Here is a 20599-nt window from a genome sequence, read left to right as displayed (position 1 = left end):
CGGGCTGCGGAGTTGCCGTCGGGTAGTCAGCGCGTATTCCTGGCGCTCCTGCTCTGCTAAAATGCGCCGCCTTTTCCCCATTGCAGAAGACATCGTGGCATTCACCTGGGTCGATTGGGCCATCATCGCCGTCATTGCAGTATCGAGCCTGATCAGCTTGAAGCGTGGTTTCGTGAAAGAAGCGCTTTCGCTGGTTACCTGGATCGTTGCCGGTGTGGTCGCATGGATGTTCGGTGGTGCGTTGTCCCACCATCTCGCGGAGTACATCAGCACGCCGTCGGCGCAAGTCATCGCAGCCTGCGCGTTGCTGTTCGTGGCTACCTTGCTGGTAGGAGCACTGGTTAATTTTCTGATTGGCGAGCTGATCAGAGTGACGGGGTTGTCCGGCACCGATCGCTTTCTCGGCATGGTGTTCGGTGCGGCACGGGGTGGTCTATTGGTGGTGGTGCTTGCAGGGTTGCTGAGCCTGGCTCCGGTCGAGCAGGACCTCTGGTGGCGCGAGTCGACGTTATTGCCGCACTTTCTCCTGATCGCCGACTGGTCAAAGAACCTCATTCTAGGGTTCAGCGGCCAGTGGTTCGCCGGATCACTCAACCCGCCCGGTTGAGTCCCTTTTTCTACGGATGCTCGGCCTGCCGTCGTATCCGGTCTGCCTGTAATAACTGAGAGGTTCCTTGCATGTGTGGCATTGTCGGCATCGTCGGTAAGTCGAACGTCAATCAGGCGCTGTATGACGCGCTTACCGTACTGCAGCACCGCGGCCAGGATGCAGCCGGTATCGTCACGAGCCATGACGGCCGGCTGTTTCTGCGCAAGGATAACGGCCTGGTACGCGACGTCTTTCAGCAGCGCCATATGCAGCGCCTGGTCGGCAACATGGGGATCGGCCACATCCGTTACCCCACCGCGGGTAGCTCCAGTTCCGCCGAGGCACAGCCGTTCTACGTCAACTCGCCTTACGGCATTACCCTGGCGCACAACGGCAACCTGACCAATGTCGATCAGCTGACCAAGGAGATCTACGAGTCGGATCTGCGCCATGTGAATACCAGCTCCGACTCGGAAGTGCTGCTCAACGTGTTCGCCCACGAACTTGCCGTGCGCGGCAAGCTGCAGCCGACCGAGGAGGACGTCTTCGCCGCGGTGAGCAAGGTTCACGAGCGCTGCCGCGGTGGCTACGCGGTAGTGGCGATGGTCACCGGTTACGGCATCGTCGGCTTCCGCGACCCCAATGCGATTCGCCCGATCGTGTTCGGCCAGCGCCATACCGACGAAGGCGTCGAGTACATGATCGCCTCCGAAAGCGTATCGCTCGACGTGCTCGGCTTTACCCTGATTCGCGACCTGGCGCCGGGCGAAGCGGTTTACATCACGGCTGACGGCAAGCTCTTCACCCGCCAGTGCGCGGATGCGCCGAAACTTGCACCCTGCATCTTCGAGTACGTTTACCTGGCGCGTTCCGACTCCCTGATGGATGGTGTCTCGGTTTACAAGGCTCGGCTGCGCATGGGTGAGAAGCTGGCGGACAAGATCCTGCGCGAGTGTCCAGAGCACGATATCGACGTGGTCATCCCGATTCCCGACACCAGCCGTACCGCTGCGCTGGAGCTGGCCAATCGCCTCGGTGTGAAGTTCCGCGAAGGCTTCGTCAAGAACCGCTACATCGGTCGTACTTTCATCATGCCCGGCCAGGCCGCGCGGAAGAAATCGGTACGGCAGAAGCTCAATGCCATCGATCTCGAGTTCCGTGGCAAGAACGTGATGCTGGTGGATGACTCCATCGTGCGCGGCACCACCTGCAAGCAGATCATTCAGATGGCGCGCGAGGCAGGGGCGAAGAACGTCTACTTCTGTTCCGCTGCGCCGGCGGTCCGCTATCCGAACGTGTATGGCATCGACATGCCCAGTGCCCACGAGCTGATCGCGCACAACCGCACCACCGAAGAGGTCGCCGAGCTGATCGGTGCCGACTGGCTGATCTACCAGGATCTGGAAGACCTCGTCGACGCCGTTGGTGGCGGCAAAGTCAAGATCGACAACTTTGACTGTGCAGTTTTCGACGGCAATTACATCACCGGTGATATCGACGAAGCCTATCTGCACAAGATCGAGCAGGCGCGCAATGATCTGAGCAAGGTCAAGACGAACGCGGTCAGCGCCATCATCGATCTCTACAACAACTGATTCATGCCGGCGTGGCAGCCTCGGCTGCCCGCGGCCGAGGTAAGAGCTATGACGACTGAATGGGATGCCGGACGGCTGGACAGCGATCTTCAAGGCGTCGGGCTCGATACGCTTGCGGTACGCGCCGGGCAACGGCGCACACCGGAAGCCGAACACGGTGAGCCGCTGTTCTTCACTTCCAGTTACGTGTTTCGCAGTGCCGCCGATGCTGCGGCGCGTTTCGCCGGTGACGTGCCGGGCAATGTCTATTCGCGTTACACCAATCCCACCGTCCGTGCGTTCGAGGAGCGTATGGCGGCGCTCGAGGGCGCAGAGCAGGCGGTCGCCACGGCATCCGGCATGGCGGCCATCCTCGCCACCGTGATGAGCCTGTGCTCGGCAGGCGATCACGTGCTGGTCTCGCGCAGCGTATTCGGCGCCACCGTTTCCTTGTTCGAGAAGTACTTCAAGCGTTTCGGTGTGCAGGTCGACTATGTGCCGCTCACCGATTTTGCCGCCTGGGAGTCCGCGTTCAAGGAGAACACCAAGCTGGTGTTCGTCGAATCGCCATCCAATCCCTTGGCAGAGTTGGTGGACATTGCCGCACTGGCGCAGCTTTGCCACGCCAAGGGCGCGATGTTGGCCGTCGACAACTGCTTCTGCACACCGGTATTGCAGCAGCCGCTGGCACAGGGTGCCGATATCGTCATTCATTCCGCGACCAAGTACATCGATGGCCAGGGCCGTTGCCTGGGCGGTGTGATTGCAGGTCGCAGCGAGCAGATGAAGGAACTGGTCGGATTTCTGCGTACCGCCGGCCCGACGCTCAGTCCGTTCAATGCCTGGGTCTTCCTCAAGGGATTGGAAACGTTGCGGCTGCGCATGCAGGCGCACTGTGCCAGCGCTCAGGAGCTTGCCGAATGGCTCGAGGAGCAACCCGGTATCCAGCGCGTCTACTATGCGGGTTTGTCCAGCCATCCACAGCACGAGCTGGCCAAGCGTCAGCAGAAGGGGTTCGGTGCGGTGGTGAGCTTCGAGGTTGCTGGAGGCAAGGAGGCCGCCTGGCGCTTCATCGATGCGACTCGACTGATCTCGATTACGGCCAATTTGGGCGATAGCAAGACCACCATTACCCATCCAGGCTCGACCACACATGGTCGGCTGTCCGCCGAGGATCGCGCGACCGCAGGCATTTCGGACAGTCTGATTCGGGTAGCGGTGGGGCTGGAAGATGTCGCTGACCTCAAGGCCGATCTGGCTCGCGGTCTCGCAGCGCTCTAGATCAACTCATCAGGATGCCGTGCCCGGCCTGCCCAAGCAGGTCGGGCACGAACGCTTGTGTCCTTTTTTCACTGACGCAGATCGATAGCCGGTGCGGGCTCGCCCCGTCCGTCGAACAGCTGCGCGGGATTCGCCGGCAGGATGCTCGGGCTGGCCGAATCCGTTTCGATGACCCGAATATCGCTGTATTTCTTCCCGGAAAGAGCCGCCAGGCCGGCACGGTCGCGAATGACCGTAGGTCGCAGAAACACCATCAGGTTGCGTTTGACGTGGGTTTCCTGAGTCGAGCGGAATAGGGCACCCAGAAACGGAATGTCTCCGAGTAGCGGCACCTTGGCGTTGGTGCGGGTGACGTCGTCCTGAATCAGGCCGCCAAGCACGATGACCTGGCCATCTTCGGCAAGGATGGTACTTTTGATGGCGCGCTTGTTGGTCACCAGGTCCACCGCCTGGGCCGTCAGGCTGGCGCTGGGCGCTATCGAGGAGATCTCCTGCTCGATCTGCAGGCGTAGCGTGGCGCCTTCGTTGATGTGCGGAGTCACCTTGAGGGTCACCCCGATGTCCTGGCGCTCGATGGTGGTGAAGGGGTTGTTCGCGCCCGCCGCATCGGTGGTGTAGGAGCCCGTCTGGAACGGGACGTTCTGGCCGACAAGAATCTCAGCTTCCTGGTTATCCAGCGTCAGCAGGCTCGGCGTCGACAGCAGATTGCTCTTGCTGTTGGACGACAGTGCGGTAATCAGCGCGCCGAAACTGCGAGTTCCAACGCCTATGATCGCGCCGTCGGGCAGGTTCTCCGGGATCTCGTTCTCGTTGATGGCATTGAGCACGCTGCCGACCGAAATACCGGTGTTGCCAAAGCTGACGCCACCGGCTCCACCAGTGCCTCCGCGCGCGTCGACCGCCCATTGCACGCCGAGGGCGTCGGTGATGTCGCCGGAAACCTCGACGATAGCCGCTTCGACCATGACCTGTGCGCGGGGAACATCCAGCTGGCGAACGATGCTTTCCAGAGTGCCGATCAGCTCTGGATCAGCGAGAAGGACTAGCGCGTTCAGGCTTTCGTCGGCGCGGATGAGGATGTTTTGCGGTCGGGCAGTGGTGGCGGATTCGCCGCTTTCGGGGTTTTTCAGACCTTCGGAAATATCACCCAGGGTCTCGGCCAGGGATTTCGCATCGTTGTGGCGCAAACGGATAACGCGCGTGTTGGCCGAACGCGTGGTTGGCGTGTCGAGCGATTGGGCTAGTGCCGCGAGCTTGCCTCGGGCCTCGCTGGGGCCAATGAAGATCAATCGGTTGGTGCGTGAATCGGCGATGATCTGCACGCCGGAGGTGGTTTTCGCATCACCACGCATCAGCGAGTTGCGCAGCACTTCAGCGATATCCATCGCCCAGCCGTGCTGCAGATTGAGCACGGCGTAATCGTTGCTCTCAGCGCGATCGAGCTGGCGCACCAGGTCCTCAATGCGCGCGATATTGGCGCTGCGATCACTGATGATCAGTGCATTGGCCGACGACACCGCAGCAAGATGGCCGAACTGTGGGACAAGCGGGCGGATCAGGGGTATCAGTTCGGCCGCGGAAGTGTGCTGCACCTGGATCACCCGTGTTTCCAATTGGTCGCCGCCGGTAGGCCCGCTGCCGGCTTCGGCCTTGGCCTCTGCATTCGGAACTACTCGGGCGACATCGCCTTGGGTCAGCACGCTGAACCCGTGCGTCGCCATGACCGAGAGGAACAGCTGATACACCTCGCTCAGCGACAGCGTGGCATTGGATACCACGCTGACTTGCCCCTTCACTCGCGGATCGACGATGAACGTCTGTCCGCTGAGCTGGCTGATCTGATCGATGAAGGCGCGGATATCCGCGTCCTTGAGATTGATGGTCCAGCCGTCCTGTTGATTGGGGCTTGGCTCGATACCGGGTTCGACGGCAAGCAAAGGCAGAGGGGCGGCCAGCAGGCCGGTGGCGAGCAGGGCAAGCAACGGGCGCGAAAAAGGCTTCGGCATCGGTCAATTGTCTTCCGTGGGCTGATCGTTGGCGGGGGCGGCATCGGGTTGGTTGACGGCTTCTTCCAGCTGCTGACGCAAGGCGTCCATCTGCTGCTGCATCAGCTGAGTCTCCTCGTCCGGTGGCTCGGCATAGGGTGGTTGATCCTGATAGGGCGCTTCGGTCATCTCCTCGGGAATGTAGCTGGGCGAGCGTACCTGAGGAAAATGCAGCACTTCGACGGCGCCGTTGCGCGCCAGCTCCACGCGATCAGGGTATACCTGATGCAGACTGACGCCACTGGCCAGCTCTTCGCCCTGCCAGTAGAGCCGTGGCGGCTGCCCGTCGACTTGAACAATGGCGCTGGAGCGCTGCGGATCCATGTGCACGAAGCTGCCGCGCAGGGTAAAGCCGCTGGCAGCCGCGGTGGGCGCGTAGGAGTCAGAAGGGGCCGCCGAGCCGAACAGTATTTCCAGCCGCTGCATATCGGGCTGACCCAGATTGCCGGCTTGTTGTTCATAGACGTCGGTGGGGGTAGGGGCGCGAGACAGGTTCATCCATTGCTCGATCTGCATCGCGAGGTAGAGCGCGAACACGCAGAGCAGCACAGTACTGATGATGAGTGGGACGTAGCGGCGGTAGTTGTCCAGTTTTCCCGGCAGTGGCAAGCGAAATACTCCGTGGCGCTTTTGTTGTTCGGTTCCCTAGTACGCGGGTTGCCTCTGTCAGGCGATACAGCACTTTTAGAACACTTTCGCGGACGCCGCAGCGAATTTACAGGTGCTCTTGGCGAATCGATGGTGCAGGACCAAGGTTACAAAGTGACGCGGCAGCTCCTGTTGACCACGGTTCCATAAAAAAAATTCAATGTTATTGTTGACTTAGCGTAGGGGGCTGAGTAAATTGCGCGCCTCGCAAGGCGATCGGCTGATTAGCTCAGCTGGGAGAGCACCTGCATCACACGCAGGGGGTCGGCGGTTCGATCCCGTCATCAGCCACCAACCTTTGTGAGATTTCGGACGAAAGTCCGGCCGACGCGCAGCGGTAGTTCAGTCGGTTAGAATACCGGCCTGTCACGCCGGGGGTCGCGGGTTCGAGTCCCGTCCGCTGCGCCATATCCCTCCGCTCACTTCCTTTAGAAGTGATGAGACAAGAGAAGCTGCCCAAGGGCAGCTTTTTTTGTGGTGCGCCAGGCATGGCGCGTAGCGCCGTGACTGGCGCTGTCGGGTTCACTGTGGTGGTGAGCCTGGCGACTTGGAGGTGAAAGTCCTCTACACACCCGGCAAGGGGAAGTGTTAGCTGAAGGCAAGGGTGTCGCGGGCGACTGCGAATCTGAAGGAAGCCCGAGGCAAAATGCTGGCCTGACGAACAGGAAGCGGATGAGGCGGCGCAGCGGGGTGAGGTGGCCATAATCGCCAAAGCCCGATACTTGCACGGAACGCTGCGACGTAGATCCGACAGGCATAAGCAGGAAGGTCGCGCGAATTACCCTGGGAGATCTGTACGCTTGCCATTGTGCTACCGATTGTCGAGAGGCGACGGGATGGGCGTGCAGAAGTCAGCCGAGGCCGTAGTAAGTGGCGGTCAACCACGCCATCAAGGGCCGAACAGGTCATGCCGCCAGTAGGCGTCAGCGTCTCGTCGATAACCGAAATGCAGAAATTTCTCCAAGAGAAGACTGTCACCCCGAGTCCCGGCCAGAGGCCGAGGATGACGCCTGACAGCGCAGAGGTATCGGCGGCGTCGGTGACGTGGATGAACGCGGAGCCGGACACGCTGATGGAGCGGGTGCTTGCACCGGCGAATCTCAAGCGTGCGTATCAGCGCGTGGTCAGCAACAAGGGGGCGCCGGGTGCCGATGGCATGACGGTCGCCGACTTGGCAGGCTACGTGAAACAGTATTGGCCCATCCTGAAGGTCAGGCTGCTGGCAGGTGAATACCATCCCCAGGCAGTGCGGGCGGTCGAAATTCCCAAACCGCAGGGCGGTATGCGGCAACTGGGCATTCCCAGTGTCGTGGATCGCCTGATCCAGCAAGCCCTGCTGCAACAGCTCACGCCGATCTTCGATCCGCTGTTCTCGGACTATAGCTACGGCTTCCGTCCGGGCAGAAGCGCTCACCAGGCTGTCGAGATGGCCCGCACCCATGTGGCGGCGGGTCATAGGTGTTGCGTGGAACTCGATCTGGAGAAGTTCTTTGATCGGGTCAACCACGACATCCTGATGTTCTGTGTTGAGCGCCATGTCGAAGACAAACAGGTGCTCAGACTCATCCGCCGTTACCTCGAAGCGGGCGTCATGTCGGACGGGGTTGTCAGCCATCGGCAGGAGGGGGCGCCGCAAGGCGGCCCGCTTTCGCCGCTGCTGTCGAACATCCTGCTCGATGAACTCGACCGTGAGTTGGAGCGGCGAGGCCATCGCTTCGTGCGCTATGCCGATGACGCGAACATTTATGTCCGTAGTCCGCGTGCTGGCGAACGAGTGCTGGCCAGTGTCGAGCGGTTCCTGAATCACCGTCTGAAACTGAGACTGAATCGGGACAAGAGTCGCGTGGCTGGGTCGTGGAAATGCGACTACCTGGGGTATGGGATGAGTTGGCACTCGCTGCCTAGACTGCGAGTGGCAACCATGAGCCTGCGCCGTGTGCGCGACCGTCTCAGGGAACTGCTGCGAGGGGTGCGGGGCCACAAGATGGCGAATGTCATCGAGCGGGTAAACCCGGTGCTGCGAGGCTGGGCAGGCTACTTCAAGCTCAGCCAGAGCAAGCGTCCACTGGAAGAGCTGGATGGCTGGGTCAGGCACAAACTTCGCTGTGTCATCTGGCGGCAATGGAAGCAGCCCTCTACGAGGGCGCGCAACCTGATGCGCCTGGGATTGAGCGAGGAGCGTGCCTGCAAGTCGGCCTTCAATGGCCGAGGCCCGTGGTGGAACTCAGGAGCGCCGCATATGAATCAGGCGCTGCCGAAGAAGCTATGGGACAGACTTGGACTGGTCTCGATACTGGATACGATCAATCGGCTTAACCGCATGGCCTGAACCGCCGTGTACGGAACCGTACGCACGGTGGTGTGGGAGGACGGCGGCCGTGAGGCCGCCTCCTACCCGATCCTGTCGAATAGCGATGTGATTGGTGAACCCTGCACTATCCAATCCCCGTCGGCGACCCGTTTCGGCGGAATCCTATGGCCTCTCGCATTTGCCAAACAGCGCGTCGAGCTCCGCTCCAGAGGCTGCGTTGGCAAAACCATCGAATCGTCCATGCTCGGCGATGGACCGTGCCGCCTGCAGAAAACCGGCCCACGCCGCTCTGGCCAATGCGCCGCCGACGCTGATGCGTCTGACGCCTAGGTCGGCGAGGTCCTGCACGGTCAGGTCGCTGTTCCAGCCAATCAGCACATTGACCGGCTTTGGCGAGGCTGCCGCGATGACGGCGCTGATCTGCTCGCGGGTTCTCAGGCCTGGTGCGTACAGGCAGTCGGCGCCTGCATCGGCATAGGCTTTCAGGCGTGCAAGGGTGTCGTCGAGATCAGGCCGATCGACGAAGAAGTTCTCGGCGCGGCCAATCAGCAGTGTTTCGCCTCCGGTAGCGTCGATCGCCTCACGCGCGGCGCACATTCGTTCGGTGGCCTCGGCAAGCTCGCGCAACGGCTCGCGCGGGTCACCTGTGGAGTCCTCGATGGAAATACCCGCGACGCCGGTTCCGACCGCCATGTGCACGCTTTCGGCCACGCCGTCGGGCGTATCGGCGTAGCCACTCTCGAAATCGGCGATCACCGGCAGATGGGTGGCTTGGACCATGTAGCGCATATGGGCCAGGACCTCGTCCCGCGGCATCTGACCGTCGGCGCGGGCACACGACCAGGCGTAGCCGGAGCTGGTCGTAGCCAGCGCCTTGAAACCGAGGCCTGCGAGGACGCTCGCGCTGCCGGCGTCCCATGGGTTGGGCAGGACAAAGCAGCCGGACTGGTGCAGCGCACGAAAGGCAGCACGTTTTTGCGACACACTGGGATGGACCATGAACCCTCCTGGTTGGTGAGATGGGTGGGGCACGACGCTTTTCGATTCGCCGCAGCGCGTCGTCAAAGACTAGATGGGATTCAGCGTGCCGTGGTTTTCAGAACACGCGCTGCAGGGTGCCACAGCGTTACTGAATTTCCCTGTGGGCGACCGTGAAATGTGCCGCCGTGATATCCGCGCTGGGCGCTTCGCTGTGCTAAGACGTTGCGTGGAGGCTGACGAGGGCGGGGCGGGGCGGCGCCGGCATCACCCCGTACATGCTCGCCTGACACTCCGTTTGCGCTCGCGTGTCCGGGCTTCTACAACGTAACGTGCAGCCACCAACCGCCCGGCAATGCCATAACGAGGATTTGATGACGACCGACAAGCAGCAATTTGCCAGCGACAACTATTCCGGCATCTGCCCTGAAGCCTGGGAAGCCATGGCGAGGGCGAACCAAGGCCACGACAGGGCGTACGGCGACGACCAATGGACAGCCCGCGCGGCTGATCACTTCCGCGCACTGTTCGAGACCGACTGCGAGGTGTTCTTCGCCTTCAACGGTACAGCGGCCAATTCCCTGGCGTTGTCGTCCCTTTGCCAGAGCTACCACAGCGTGATCTGCGCCGACATCGCCCACGTCGAGACGGACGAATGCGGCGCGCCGGAGTTCTTCTCCAACGGCTCCAAGCTGCTGCTCGGCAGGACCGAGCAGGGCAAGCTGACGCCTGCTGCCATTCGCGAGATCGCGCTGAAGCGCAAGGACATCCATTACCCCAAGCCACGCGTGGTCAGCCTGACCCAGGCCACGGAAGTCGGTACCGTCTACCAGCCCGCCGAGCTGCGTGCCATCAGCGACACCTGCAAGGACCTCGGGCTGCACCTGCACATGGACGGCGCGCGCTTTGCCAATGCCTGCGCTCACCTGGGCATGTCGCCCGCCGAACTGAGCTGGAAAGCCGGCGTCGATGTGCTCTGTTTCGGTGGCACCAAGAACGGCATGGCGGTCGGCGAGGCCATCCTGTTCTTCAATCGCGAACTGGCCACCGATTTCGAGTACCGCTGCAAGCAGGCTGGCCAGCTTGCCTCCAAGATGCGATTTCTGTCGGCACCGTGGGTCGGGCTTCTGGAAAACGGCGCCTGGCTGAGATACGCCGAACACGCCAACCGTTGTGCCCAGCTGCTGGCCGAGTCGATTCAACCGTTGCCTGGGGTCGAGCTGATGTTTCCGGTGCAGGCCAATGGTGTCTTCGTCAGCCTGCCGCCATCGGCACTGGAGGCGCTCAGGAACCGCGGCTGGATGTTCTACACCTTCATCGGCGTCGGCGGTGCGCGCTTCATGTGCTCATGGGACACCAGCGAAGCGCGGGTACGCCAGCTGGCCGATGACATACGTGCGGCCGTAACCGACGTCCTGTAGCTGCCGACGATGTGCCCGCTCGCGAAGGGGCCTCGGCAATACGCGGGCAGCGGCTACTGAGCGCTGCTCGTCTGGATAAAATTGCCAGCGCTCTCGTGAGGCTAGATGCCGGCTTGCTCGAGCAAGGCGCGGCGGAACGCCTGTGCCACAGGCCCGAGTGGCTCATCCAGGCGGTGCGCGAGGTAGGCTTCGGATTGCACCTCGCTGTTTCTGCCAAGGTCGGGAATGGCGACGCGCGCCAGCCGCCCTGAAGTCAGATCCTCCTCAACCAGCCATGCCGGGAGCCGTCCCCAGCCGAGTCCGGCGCGGATCAGTGCGACCTTCGCTTCCTGGGTATTCACCCGACAGGTGAAGGGCGACAGAACGCCGAATGAGCGGCCCTCGGAGAGTGGCGTGGGATCGGCAAGCACGATCTGCAGATGGCCGGCGAGATCCGGCACGCCGAGTGGCTCACGGCTGCCGAGTTCGGCCAGCGGATGATCGCTGCGTACGACGGCAATCTGCGCAATCGAGCCAATCGCCTCCAGCGCCAGCCGGGGATTGCGAAAATCCTCGCCGACGATGATCGCGAGCGTGCAGCGCCTCTCATCCAGCGCTGCGATGGGGCCACCCAGGGCCTGTGACTCCAGGCGAAAGCTGGTGGAAGGAAAGTCGACGCTGGCCCGGGTAATGGCGAGCGCCACCGATTCGATCGGAAACAGCGTATCCACCACCAGGGTCAGTTCCAGCTCGACACCCGCACCCAGCGCCCGCGCCCGAGCACGCATGGCATCGGCGCGCAGCAGGATGTCGCGTGCGTGGGCCAGCAGTGCCTGACCTTCCTGAGTGAGGACGGGGCGGTAGCCGCTGCGATCGAACAGCTGCAGGCCCAGCTCTGTCTCCAGGTTCGCGATGGCATGGCTGATGGCCGATTGCACGCGCAGCAGCCGTGCCGCGCCGGATCGAAAGCTGCCGCTGTCGGCCACAGTTACGAACGTACGAATCTGATCCAGTGTCATGCCATCGAGCATGATCTGCTCCATAGATCGAGTTGATCGAAATTTAATCACTCCGCGAGAGCGTTTTTAGTCATTAGCCTGGCTCCAGTCAATGCCATCGGAGGACTGCAGCAATGACGAACGTACTGGTGCTCTATTACTCATCCTATGGGCATGTCGAAGCACTTGCCGATGCCGTCGCCGAGGGCGCACGCGAAGCGGGCGCGTTGGCAGACGTCAAACGGGTGCCCGAACTCGTTCCGCACGAGGTCGCGCAGAATGCGGGGTACAAGATGGACCAGCCCGCGGATACGGCGACCGTGGCGGAACTGCCGAACTACGACGCCATCGTGATCGGCACGCCGACGCGTTTCGGCAACATGGCCGCGCAGATGAAGAACTTCCTCGATCGATGTGGCGGGCTGTGGGCCGAGGACCGGCTGGTCGGCAAGGTGGGCAGCGTGTTCACCTCGACTGGCAGCCAGCACGGGGGCCAGGAGAGCACGATTCTGGCGACGCACACCGTACTGCTTCATCTGGGGATGGTTGTGGTCGGGCTGCCGTACAGCTTCAAGGGGCAGCTGCGGATGGATGCCATAACCGGTGGCACGCCCTATGGCGCCTCGACACTGGCCGATGACGGCAGCGGCGGTGACCGCCAGCCGAGCGAAAATGAACTGCAGGGCGCCCGTTACCAGGGCTGGCACGTCGCTCGCGTGGCCGCCGCACTCGCCGCCAATCCGGTCGGGGTGCCGGAATGAATGTCGCCCGGCAGCTCCGCGCGAGGCTGGTCGTCTGGGTCGTGCTCGGCTGCGGAGTCGTGGCGGCTCTGCATTTGGGCAAGGCTGCCATTGCCACACCGTTGCTACAGGCGGACCTTGGGGTCGATCTCGCCGGAGCCGGCTGGCTGACCGGCATATTCGCGGTGCTCGGCTTGCTCGGGGGAGCGGCGGCCGGTGCGGTGGTGGCGGCAGTCGGAGATCGGCGGGCCCTGCTGTTGGGGCTCGGGGTAACCGCGGTTGCCGGCGTCGCGGGCGCCGCCGCGCCGTCATTCGCGCTGCTGCTGATTTCCCGGCTGCTGGAAGGACTCGGATTCCTGCTCATCATCGTCGCCGGGCCGGCGATTCTGGAACGCCTGACGACCGGCGCTGCGCGGGACAGCGCCTACTCGCTGTGGAGTTGCTTCATGCCGAGCGGGATGGCGCTGGCCATGGTCGCCGGGCCGCTGTTCCAGACATGGCAGGGGTTGTGGTGGTCGGGTTCGGCGCTGGCGGTAATCGCCGCGGTGGCGGTGGGCTGCTGCATACCCGCTGGCGTTTCGTCTGGCATACCCGGACGGCTACTGGGAAATATTCGGCGCGTGCTGTTTTCCCGAGCCAGCGTTTTGCTGGCGGTTGGTTTCGCGCTGTACAGCCTGATGTTCTTCGCCCTGTTCAGCTTTCTGCCGGTTCTGCTGATGGAGCGTATGGATATTTCATATCGGAGTGCGGGGCTGTTGAGCGCACTGGCCAGTGTGGTCAATGTCAGCGGCAACCTTGCTGCTGGCTATCTGCTCACGCGCGGCGCCGGGCGTGGTTCGCTGATCCTGTTTGCCAGCGGCGTCATGGGGGCGTCCGGGATAGGCATATTCCTGGGCTGGTTCGAACCGCAGGCGACCTTCCTGCTGTGCCTGCTGTTTTCAGCCGTGGGTGGGTTGATCCCGGCCACGCTGCTGGCATCCGCACCGTTGGCTGCGCGGGAGACCTTCCTCGTTCCAATTGCTGTCGGCCTGATGATGCAGGGCAGCAATCTGGGACAACTGCTGGGCCCGGTAGTGGTCGGCGGCGTGACCGCGGCTTTCGGTTGGAACGCCGCCGGCCCCGTCGTGTTGCTTGCGGCGCTGGCCGCTGGCGTGACTGCGCTTCTTTTGCCAGCAGCACTGCAGCGCAGCGAGCCGGCGAAGGAGGGCAGTTCTGGGCGTTCCAGAAGCGGCGACGTGCAGTACTGATCCGATATGCGCGGCGAGCTGTCCCTAATAGCGGGCACCATGGCAGAGCGGTATGAAGCGATACGGTGCCCTGAAATGGGGCTCGGCTGTGACCGGTACGTCACATTATGGTGCGCGGTTCCTGGCCGGAGGCGGGACGAGGGCTCGACGGGTGGCCATGTGCCATCAATGGAGCGTTTCTTGCTGCGCATCGGTTTTCTGCCTTTCCTGCAGACCTCCGGGCGACAGCCTCAACATTGTCGCGGCTCCGGGTCATGCAGGATAACCACTTCAAGCCCAGATCAATGACCCAAGAACTCTCTGCCAGAACCAACCGCCGGAGCAGTCTGCTCACCTGTGAGGTGCTGGACCGCTCGCGTGTGCTCGACACGCTGGTCAACAACCTCGAAGGCATGGCCTACCGCTGCCGCAACGACGCGCCCTGGACGATGATCTTCGTCAGTCAGGGCTCGCAAGGCTTGTGCGGCTACAGTGCTGCGGATCTGGTCGACGACAACGGCATCTCATGGGACCGGATCACCCATCCGGATGACCGGCTTCGCGTCCGCCGCTGCATCGATAATGCTGTCGCCGGAATGGGGCGATTCACCGTGCATTACCGGATCCGCACCGCTGCGGGGAACCTCAAGTGGGTCATCGAGCGGGGCGTCGCGGTGCCCGATGAGCAGGGCGAGATCGTGGTGGAGGGCTTCATCGAGGACATCACCGCCCAGAAGGCCGTGCTCGAAGCGCTGGAGCAGGCCGAACTGCGTTATCGCAGCATCTTCGAGAACGCTTCGGAGGGCATTTTCCAGTCCACCCGCGATGGCCGCTATCTGGCCGCGAATCCTGCGTTGGCGCGCATTTACGGATACGACAGTGCGTCCGAGCTGGTGGCCGATCTCGCTGACATAGAGCGTCGCCTGTACGTCGAGGGTGGGCGTCGCGAAGTGTTCTGCCAGCTGATGGAGCAGCAGGGCGAGGTGCTCAACTTCGAGTCCGAGGTCTATCGGCGCGACGGCACACGCATCTGGATATCCGAGAACGCGCACGTGGTGCGAGGCGCTAGCGGCGAGTTCATCTGCTACGAAGGCACCGTGCAGGACATCTCCGAGCGCAAGCATTATCAACAGCAGCTCGAACGTCAGGCCAACCATGATCTGCTGACCGGCCTGCCCAATCGCATCCTGCTCAACGACCGCATCGAGCAGGGCCTGGCCCGTGCGGCTCGCCTGGGCTACTACCTGACGCTGGTATTCATCGACCTGGACAACTTCAAGTTCATCAACGACGGCCTCGGGCATGTCGCTGGTGACGAGCTGCTCAAGAGTATTGCGGCGCGGCTGGCCGGTAGCCTGCGCAGCTCCGACACCGTGGCGCGGGTCGGTGGGGATGAATTCGTGCTGGTGCTCAGCGATCACTACCGCATCAGCACAGTGATCTCGCTATTGGAGCGTGTGCTGAACGAAATCCGCCGGCCGGTCATGCTCGCCGGTCGCGAGTTTCAGGTCGGGGCCAGCCTGGGTGTGGCGATGTTCCCCGACGACGGCGAGGATGCGCAAAGCTTGCTCAAACACGCCGATATCGCCATGTACGCGGCGAAGAAGCGTGGGCGCAACAATTTCCAGTTCTTCACCCACGATCTCAACCGGATCGCCGATGAGCGTCTGAATCTCGAAGCCGCCATGCGCGTGGCGCTGGAGCGCAACGAGTTGTCGGTGCACTACCAGCCGAAGGTCGATGCGACGCGGCGGATTGTCGGTGTCGAGGCGCTGGCGCGTTGGACCCACGCGGAGCTGGGGGTCATAGGGCCGGATCGTTTCATCCCGGTGGCCGAAGAGAGCGGGCTGATCATGCCGCTGACCCTGGCCATCCTGCGCCGCGCCTTCACCGATGCTCGGCAGTGGAACGAGGGGCGTGCCACACCGCTGCTGATTGCGGTGAACCTGTCACCGCTGCTGTTTCTTGGCGACGATGTGGTCGAACGCATCCTCGCGGTGCTCGACGAAATAGGGCTGCCGCCGACCCAGGTGGAGCTGGAAATCACCGAAACGGTATTCCTTGGAGACGGCACCCGTGCGGTTTCCATCCTGGCCGAGTTCAAGGCGCGGGGCTTTCGCTTGGCGATGGACGATTTCGGTACCGGCTACTCGGCGCTCAGCTATCTGCGGCGTTTTCCGCTGGACATCATCAAGATCGATCGATCGCTGGTCACCGGGCTCGAACAGGAGGAGGAAGTGGCGATGATCGCTCGTGCCGCCATTTCGCTGGGCAAGAGCCTGCACAAGACAGTGGTGGCCGAAGGGGTCGAGAACGCCGCGCAGTTCGATTTCCTGCGTCGCAACGGTTGCGACGAGTTCCAGGGCTACCTGCTCTCACGCCCGCTGCCGGCGGCGCAGATCACCGCATTGCTTGCGGACGGCGGCGTGATCCGCTTCTAGCTGTCGCCGGGGATGGCGCCGTTCTGCCAGAACTGCATCAGTTCCTGTGGCGCTCGGTCCTCGGCGATCTGCAGGATCAGTTCGGCGTCGGTGCCCTCGCGTCGGTAGTGCAGTTCGACCCGGAAGAAGCGCTGATCGCCGGCACCGACGTTCTTGCTGGCGACCGGCAGGCAGCGTTCGACCACCGAGCAGAGGCCGCGGCGCTGCTCGGCATCGCAGTCGGCGAATTCGATCTGCCGGGGTCGCGCCAGGCTTGGCGCCGCGACGAAACCGCCTTGGCGCGATACGCGCAACGAGGTTTCGGGTCCCAGTGCTGGCATCTTCATCCTGTCTCCTCAGCGCAGTGCTACGCCCACTGACGTCCAGGCTTCATACAGCGCCTGAACCTGAGGCGACTGACGACCGAACAGCTGCGCCGCGTGGTTCAGCGTCACACCGGCGAAGGTTGCGAAGTCCGCATCATTGGGCAGTTGTGGATCACAGATGGTGGCGTACCAGATTCGTCCGGCCTGCTCCCAGGCGTAACCACCCAGCGCCATGGCCGCGAGGTAGAAGGCGCGGTTGGGAATGCCGGAGTTGAGATGCACGCCACCGTTGTCGTCGCGGGTCTCGATGAAGTCGCGCATGTGCGCAGGCTGCGGGTCGCGACCGAGCAGCGGGTCGTCATAGGCGCTGCCCGGGTTGGCCATGGAACGCAGGGCGACGCCGTTGACCTTGTCGGTGAGCAGTTCGGCGCCGACCAGCCAGTCGGCCTCCGCCGCAGTCTGGCCGAGCGCATGCTGTTTGGTCAGCGCGCCGAACACGTCCGACACCGATTCGTTGAGCGCCCCTGGCTGGTTGAAATAGACCAGCCCGGCTTCGCTCTCGATCAGGCCGTGGGTCAGTTCGTGGGCGACCACGTCCAGCGAGCGGGTGAAGCGCTGGAACAGCTCACCGTCGCCATCGCCGAACACCATCTGCTCGCCGTTCCAGAAGGCGTTCTCGTAGCCCTGACCGTAGTGCACGGTGCCGATCAACGGCATCCCCAGGTCATCGATCGAGTCGCGCTGGAAAACCTGCCAGAAGAATGTGTAGGTCGCGCCGAGCGCGTCGTAGGCTTCGTCCACCGCGGCGTCGCCGGAGGCCGGCTGACCTTCGCGACGTCGCAGGGTGCCCGGCAGCTGCATCTGCTGCTCGGCGTCATGGATTCGTCGTTGTGCGTGGCCGGGCGTGCGCAGCTCGCCAAGCTCGGCGATGGCTGTGGGTCGTGGCGGGCCGGGGTTGGGCAGCAGGCTCTGCACGTGGTGCAGCGTCTGTTGAGCGCAGCCGCGCTGGTAGGGCGAGCCGCGGTCGATGATGCGGTCGAGAATGTATGGCGGGATGAAGGTGTGAATCGGCACCGGCGGTACTCCAAGGCTGACGCGGCTACGACCAGCATAGACCGCTGGAACGCGATGGTTCGACCGCCGATCCAGAGGGCGCGACGAGATGGCGCGGCTCCCGCGGCGCACCCTTGGCGCGTTCTGCTGTCACTTGTGCTGGACCCCGTTTTTACCGTCATCGACGACGCGGGCGCTCATTTGACGAGGAGTTGTTGCCCATGTTCGGATTGGAAGCACTAGAGCTGGCGCGCGTCCAGTTCGCTTTCACCATCACCTTTCACATCATCTTCCCGGCGATCACCATCGGGCTCGCCAGCTTTCTCGCCGTGCTCGAGGGGCTCTGGCTGAAGACCCGGCAGGAGGTCTATCGCGACCTCTATCACTTCTGGCTGAAGATATTCGCGGTCAATTTCGGCATGGGTGTGGTGTCGGGAATCGTCATGGCGTACCAGTTCGGCACCAACTGGAGTGCCTACTCCGAGTTCGCCGGCAGTGTCACCGGGCCGCTGCTGGCCTATGAGGTGCTGACCGCGTTCTTCCTGGAGGCGGGTTTCCTTGGGGTCATGCTGTTCGGCTGGAATCGGGTTGGCGAACGCCTGCATTTCTTTTCCACGCTCATGGTGGCCGTGGGCACGCTGATCTCGACCTTCTGGATTCTGGCGTCCAACAGCTGGATGCACACGCCGCAGGGGCACGAGATCATCGACGGCATCGTGGTGCCGGTGGACTGGCTGGCGATCATCTTCAACCCGTCGTTCCCTTATCGACTGGCGCACATGGCGGTCGCCGCGTTCCTCGCCACGGCGTTCTTCGTCGGCGCGTCGGCGGCCTGGCAGCTGTTGCGCGGCAAGGACAACCCGGCGATCCGCAAGATGCTCTCGATGGCCATGTGGATGGCCCTCCTGGTGGCACCGGTGCAGGCGGTGATCGGCGATTTCCATGGGCTGAACACCCTCGAATATCAGCCGGCGAAGATCGCCGCGATGGAAGGGCACTGGGACAACTCCGAAGGCGGGCCGACGCCGCTGTTGCTGTTCGGCTGGCCGGACATGGAGGCCGAGGAAACGCGCTACAAGATCGAGATTCCCTATCTCGCCAGCCTGATCCTCAATCACAGCCTGACCGAACCGATTCCGGCGCTGAAGGACTTCCCGCCCGAGGACCGGCCGAACTCGACGATCGTGTTCTGGACGTTCCGGATCATGGTCGCGCTCGGCCTGCTGATGATAGTCACCGGTATCTGGAGTCTGCTGTTGCGGCGGGGCGACCGGATGTACAGCTCTCGCGCGTTCCTGCGGCTGGTGTTGCTGATGGGGCCTTCCGGGCTGATCGCCATCTTGGCTGGCTGGTACACCACCGAGATCGGGCGTCAGCCCTGGGTGATCTATGGCCTGATGCGCACCGCCGACGCCGTATCCAATCACGGCGCCGGCCAGCTGGGGCTCACTCTGGCGATGTTCGTGGTGGTCTACTTCGCCGTGTTCGGGGTGGGCATGGTGTACGTCCTGCGCCTGGTGCGCAAAGGTCCGGTGATCAGCGAAGGGCGCGAGAAAGGTACCGGTGGGCCCGGCGAGGCGCGCACGCCGATGCGACCGATCTCCGCGGCGGACGAAGCCCTTCCCGAGGGACAAAGCGATCAACTGGGCGAGAGGAACTGAGCCATGGGTATCGATCTTTCACTGATCTGGGCGGTGATCATCATCTTCGGCATCATGATGTACGTGGTGATGGACGGTTTCGATCTCGGCGTCGGCATCCTCTTTCCCTTCGTGCAGGACGCCTCGGAGCGCGACGTGATGATGAACACCGTCGCGCCGATCTGGGACGGCAACGAGACGTGGCTGGTACTCGGCGGTGCCGGGCTGTTCGCCGCGTTTCCGCTGGCCTATTCGGTGGTGCTGTCCGCGCTCTATCTGCCGATCATCTTCATGCTGATGGGGCTGATCTTCCGCGGCGTGGCGTTCGAGTTCCGCTTCAAGGTGGTCCGCGAGCGCCAGCATGTCTGGGACAAGGCCTTTATCGGCGGCTCGCTGGTCGCAACCTTCTTCCAGGGCGTGGTGCTTGGTGCATTCATCAGCGGGTTGCCGGTCGAGGATCGGGCCTATGCCGGCGGGGCGCTGGACTGGTTGACGCCGTTCTCGCTGTTCTGCGGACTGGCACTGATCGTTGCCTATGCGCTGCTCGGCTGTACCTGGCTGATGATGCGCACCGCCGGCGACCTGCAACGGCGCATGCACGACATCGGCATTCCGCTGGTGTGGGCGGTGCTGGTGGTTACCGGCATCGTCAGCCTGTGGACGCCGCTGACCCATCCGGATATCGCCGAGCGCTGGTTCAGCATGCCCAACCTGCTGTATTTCATGCCGGTTCCGGTGCTGGTGCTGCTCTGCGCATTCGGACTGCTGCGCTCGATTCAGCGCTACGCCAACTACACGCCATTCCTGCTGACGCTGGCGCTGATCTTCCTCGGCTATAGCGGTCTGGGCATCAGCCTCTGGCCAAACATCATTCCGCCGTCGGTGAGCATCTGGGAGGCGGCCGCACCGCCTCAGAGTCAGGGCTTCACGCTGGTCGGAGCACTGCTCATTCTGCCGCTGATCCTGATGTACACGGCCTGGAGCTACTACGTGTTCCGCGGCAAGGTCAGTGCCGAGGATGGGTATCACTGATGGCTGATCTGGATAACAAGCCGCCCGCGCAACCTGAGCAGCGACCGCTCTGGCAGCGCATGAGCTGGCTGGTGCTGATCTGGAGTGGCAGCGTGCTGGCGCTCGGCATCGTCGCCTGGCTGCTGCGCCTGGCGATGAATGCGGCGGGCCTGTCTTCACCCTGAAGGCGCGCCCCGGTTTGGGGCGTGTTACTCGCGCGTGCCCCGTGATCTGGCCGCCCGCGAGGCTCAAGGCACGTCACGATTCCTTCATTTGCCGGTTGTAGCCTGCTGGCATGAACCTTGATGCACAGACAGGCATCAAGCCTTGGGCAACCGCCGACGACTGAGGAATCTAGC

Annotated in this window: 17 protein-coding genes and 2 tRNA genes; 13 read left to right on the top strand and 6 right to left on the bottom strand. The window is 62.9% G+C overall.

The annotated features are described in order from the left end of the window. The first annotated feature begins 61 nt into the window (after positions 1 to 61). From F753_RS42925 to F753_RS42915, 3 genes are all read left to right on the top strand, one after another. Positions 62 to 607 carry a CvpA family protein gene (locus F753_RS42925; protein ID WP_014820548.1) on the top strand — a complete coding sequence of 182 codons (546 nt, stop codon included), beginning with the start codon at positions 62 to 64 and terminating at the stop codon, positions 605 to 607. A gap of 71 nt (positions 608 to 678) precedes the next feature. Beyond that, entirely contained in the window at positions 679 to 2184 is a 1506-nt protein-coding gene (gene purF / locus F753_RS42920; protein ID WP_023446350.1) for an amidophosphoribosyltransferase, read from the top strand. 48 nt (positions 2185 to 2232) lie between these two features. Further along, positions 2233 to 3444, top strand: a complete 1212-nt coding sequence (locus F753_RS42915) for an O-succinylhomoserine sulfhydrylase (RefSeq protein WP_023446349.1) — start codon at positions 2233 to 2235, stop codon at positions 3442 to 3444. Between the two features lie 68 nt (positions 3445 to 3512). Here F753_RS42915 and gspD read toward each other — a convergent pair whose 3' ends face one another. Together gspD and F753_RS42905 are read right to left on the bottom strand one after the other, a co-directional pair. Next, complete coding sequence (gspD, locus tag F753_RS42910; protein WP_014820546.1) at positions 3513 to 5450, bottom strand: type II secretion system secretin GspD; 1938 nt, start codon at positions 5448 to 5450, stop codon at positions 3513 to 3515. Positions 5451 to 5453: 3 nt separating this feature from the next. Then, entirely contained in the window at positions 5454 to 6098 is a 645-nt protein-coding gene (locus tag F753_RS42905) for a type II secretion system protein N (protein ID WP_023446348.1), read from the bottom strand. Between the two features lie 257 nt (positions 6099 to 6355). Here F753_RS42905 and F753_RS42900 point away from each other — a divergent pair. From F753_RS42900 to ltrA, 3 genes are all read left to right on the top strand, one after another. Beyond that, positions 6356 to 6431: transfer RNA gene (locus tag F753_RS42900), tRNA-Val, on the top strand. 37 nt (positions 6432 to 6468) lie between these two features. Next, a tRNA-Asp gene (locus F753_RS42895) sits at positions 6469 to 6545 on the top strand. 499 nt (positions 6546 to 7044) lie between these two features. Continuing rightward, on the top strand, positions 7045 to 8466 hold the full coding sequence (gene ltrA, locus F753_RS42890; RefSeq protein WP_017517123.1) for a group II intron reverse transcriptase/maturase: 1422 nt from the start codon (positions 7045 to 7047) through the stop codon (positions 8464 to 8466). Between the two features lie 144 nt (positions 8467 to 8610). Here ltrA and F753_RS42885 read toward each other — a convergent pair whose 3' ends face one another. Next, on the bottom strand, positions 8611 to 9447 hold the full coding sequence (locus tag F753_RS42885) for an isocitrate lyase/PEP mutase family protein (protein ID WP_023446347.1): 837 nt from the start codon (positions 9445 to 9447) through the stop codon (positions 8611 to 8613). A 353-nt stretch (positions 9448 to 9800) separates the two neighbouring features. Here F753_RS42885 and F753_RS42880 point away from each other — a divergent pair, with 353 nt between their 5' ends. Then, positions 9801 to 10847 carry a threonine aldolase family protein gene (locus F753_RS42880; RefSeq protein ID WP_023446346.1) on the top strand — a complete coding sequence of 349 codons (1047 nt, stop codon included), beginning with the start codon at positions 9801 to 9803 and terminating at the stop codon, positions 10845 to 10847. A gap of 101 nt (positions 10848 to 10948) precedes the next feature. Here F753_RS42880 and F753_RS42875 read toward each other — a convergent pair whose 3' ends face one another. Further along, a complete protein-coding gene (locus F753_RS42875) occupies positions 10949 to 11857 on the bottom strand; it encodes a LysR family transcriptional regulator (RefSeq protein WP_031298137.1) in 909 nt (302 codons plus the stop codon). Between the two features lie 101 nt (positions 11858 to 11958). Here F753_RS42875 and wrbA point away from each other — a divergent pair, with 101 nt between their 5' ends. The 3 genes from wrbA (at position 11959) to F753_RS42860 (ending at position 16231) form a co-directional block, all read left to right on the top strand. After that, on the top strand, positions 11959 to 12585 hold the full coding sequence (wrbA, locus tag F753_RS42870) for an NAD(P)H:quinone oxidoreductase (protein ID WP_023446344.1): 627 nt from the start codon (positions 11959 to 11961) through the stop codon (positions 12583 to 12585). Continuing rightward, on the top strand, positions 12582 to 13811 hold the full coding sequence (locus F753_RS42865; RefSeq protein WP_023446343.1) for an MFS transporter: 1230 nt from the start codon (positions 12582 to 12584) through the stop codon (positions 13809 to 13811). Before wrbA ends, F753_RS42865 begins: the two co-directional genes overlap by 4 nt. 284 nt (positions 13812 to 14095) lie before the next feature. Beyond that, positions 14096 to 16231, top strand: a complete 2136-nt coding sequence (locus tag F753_RS42860) for a putative bifunctional diguanylate cyclase/phosphodiesterase (protein WP_023446342.1) — start codon at positions 14096 to 14098, stop codon at positions 16229 to 16231. On the opposite strand, the gene F753_RS42855 is transcribed toward F753_RS42860, so the two are convergent. Next, positions 16228 to 16557, bottom strand: a complete 330-nt coding sequence (locus F753_RS42855; protein ID WP_023446341.1) for a protealysin inhibitor emfourin — start codon at positions 16555 to 16557, stop codon at positions 16228 to 16230. The genes F753_RS42860 and F753_RS42855 overlap by 4 nt on opposite strands. A 9-nt stretch (positions 16558 to 16566) precedes the next feature. Beyond that, entirely contained in the window at positions 16567 to 17610 is a 1044-nt protein-coding gene (locus F753_RS42850; protein WP_023446340.1) for a M4 family metallopeptidase, read from the bottom strand. Between the two features lie 200 nt (positions 17611 to 17810). Here F753_RS42850 and F753_RS42845 point away from each other — a divergent pair, with 200 nt between their 5' ends. From F753_RS42845 to F753_RS42835, 3 genes are read left to right on the top strand one after another with little or no spacing between them, the layout of a single operon-like run. Next, complete coding sequence (locus F753_RS42845; RefSeq protein ID WP_003301388.1) at positions 17811 to 19250, top strand: cytochrome ubiquinol oxidase subunit I; 1440 nt, start codon at positions 17811 to 17813, stop codon at positions 19248 to 19250. 3 nt (positions 19251 to 19253) lie between these two features. Continuing rightward, on the top strand, positions 19254 to 20261 hold the full coding sequence (gene cydB, locus F753_RS42840; RefSeq protein WP_003301390.1) for a cytochrome d ubiquinol oxidase subunit II: 1008 nt from the start codon (positions 19254 to 19256) through the stop codon (positions 20259 to 20261). Further along, positions 20261 to 20425 carry a DUF2474 domain-containing protein gene (locus F753_RS42835; protein WP_023446339.1) on the top strand — a complete coding sequence of 55 codons (165 nt, stop codon included), beginning with the start codon at positions 20261 to 20263 and terminating at the stop codon, positions 20423 to 20425. Before cydB ends, F753_RS42835 begins: the two co-directional genes overlap by 1 nt. Positions 20426 to 20599: the final 174 nt, after the last annotated feature.

Origin of the sequence: Stutzerimonas chloritidismutans AW-1 (assembly GCF_000495915.1) — a bacterium.
GTDB classification, from domain to species: domain Bacteria; phylum Pseudomonadota; class Gammaproteobacteria; order Pseudomonadales; family Pseudomonadaceae; genus Stutzerimonas; species Stutzerimonas chloritidismutans.
The sequence above is the reverse complement of the archived record's forward strand: the minus strand, read 5'-3'. Positions and strand labels throughout refer to the sequence as shown.

Excerpts from the sequence above, each read along its gene's own strand:
- F753_RS42925 (WP_014820548.1), top strand. The coding sequence starts at position 62 with ATGCGCCGCCTTTTCCCCATTGCAGAAGACATCGTGGCATTCACCTGG.
- purF (WP_023446350.1), top strand. The coding sequence starts at position 679 with ATGTGTGGCATTGTCGGCATCGTCGGTAAGTCGAACGTCAATCAGGCG.
- F753_RS42915 (WP_023446349.1), top strand. The coding sequence starts at position 2,233 with ATGACGACTGAATGGGATGCCGGACGGCTGGACAGCGATCTTCAAGGC.
- gspD (WP_014820546.1), bottom strand. The coding sequence starts at position 5,450 with ATGCCGAAGCCTTTTTCGCGCCCGTTGCTTGCCCTGCTCGCCACCGGC.
- ltrA (WP_017517123.1), top strand. The coding sequence starts at position 7,045 with ATGCCGCCAGTAGGCGTCAGCGTCTCGTCGATAACCGAAATGCAGAAA.
- F753_RS42885 (WP_023446347.1), bottom strand. The coding sequence starts at position 9,447 with ATGGTCCATCCCAGTGTGTCGCAAAAACGTGCTGCCTTTCGTGCGCTG.
- F753_RS42880 (WP_023446346.1), top strand. The coding sequence starts at position 9,801 with ATGACGACCGACAAGCAGCAATTTGCCAGCGACAACTATTCCGGCATC.
- F753_RS42875 (WP_031298137.1), bottom strand. The coding sequence starts at position 11,857 with ATGCTCGATGGCATGACACTGGATCAGATTCGTACGTTCGTAACTGTG.
- wrbA (WP_023446344.1), top strand. The coding sequence starts at position 11,959 with ATGACGAACGTACTGGTGCTCTATTACTCATCCTATGGGCATGTCGAA.
- F753_RS42865 (WP_023446343.1), top strand. The coding sequence starts at position 12,582 with ATGAATGTCGCCCGGCAGCTCCGCGCGAGGCTGGTCGTCTGGGTCGTG.
- F753_RS42860 (WP_023446342.1), top strand. The coding sequence starts at position 14,096 with ATGACCCAAGAACTCTCTGCCAGAACCAACCGCCGGAGCAGTCTGCTC.
- F753_RS42855 (WP_023446341.1), bottom strand. The coding sequence starts at position 16,557 with ATGAAGATGCCAGCACTGGGACCCGAAACCTCGTTGCGCGTATCGCGC.
- F753_RS42845 (WP_003301388.1), top strand. The coding sequence starts at position 17,811 with ATGTTCGGATTGGAAGCACTAGAGCTGGCGCGCGTCCAGTTCGCTTTC.
- cydB (WP_003301390.1), top strand. The coding sequence starts at position 19,254 with ATGGGTATCGATCTTTCACTGATCTGGGCGGTGATCATCATCTTCGGC.
- F753_RS42835 (WP_023446339.1), top strand. The coding sequence starts at position 20,261 with ATGGCTGATCTGGATAACAAGCCGCCCGCGCAACCTGAGCAGCGACCG.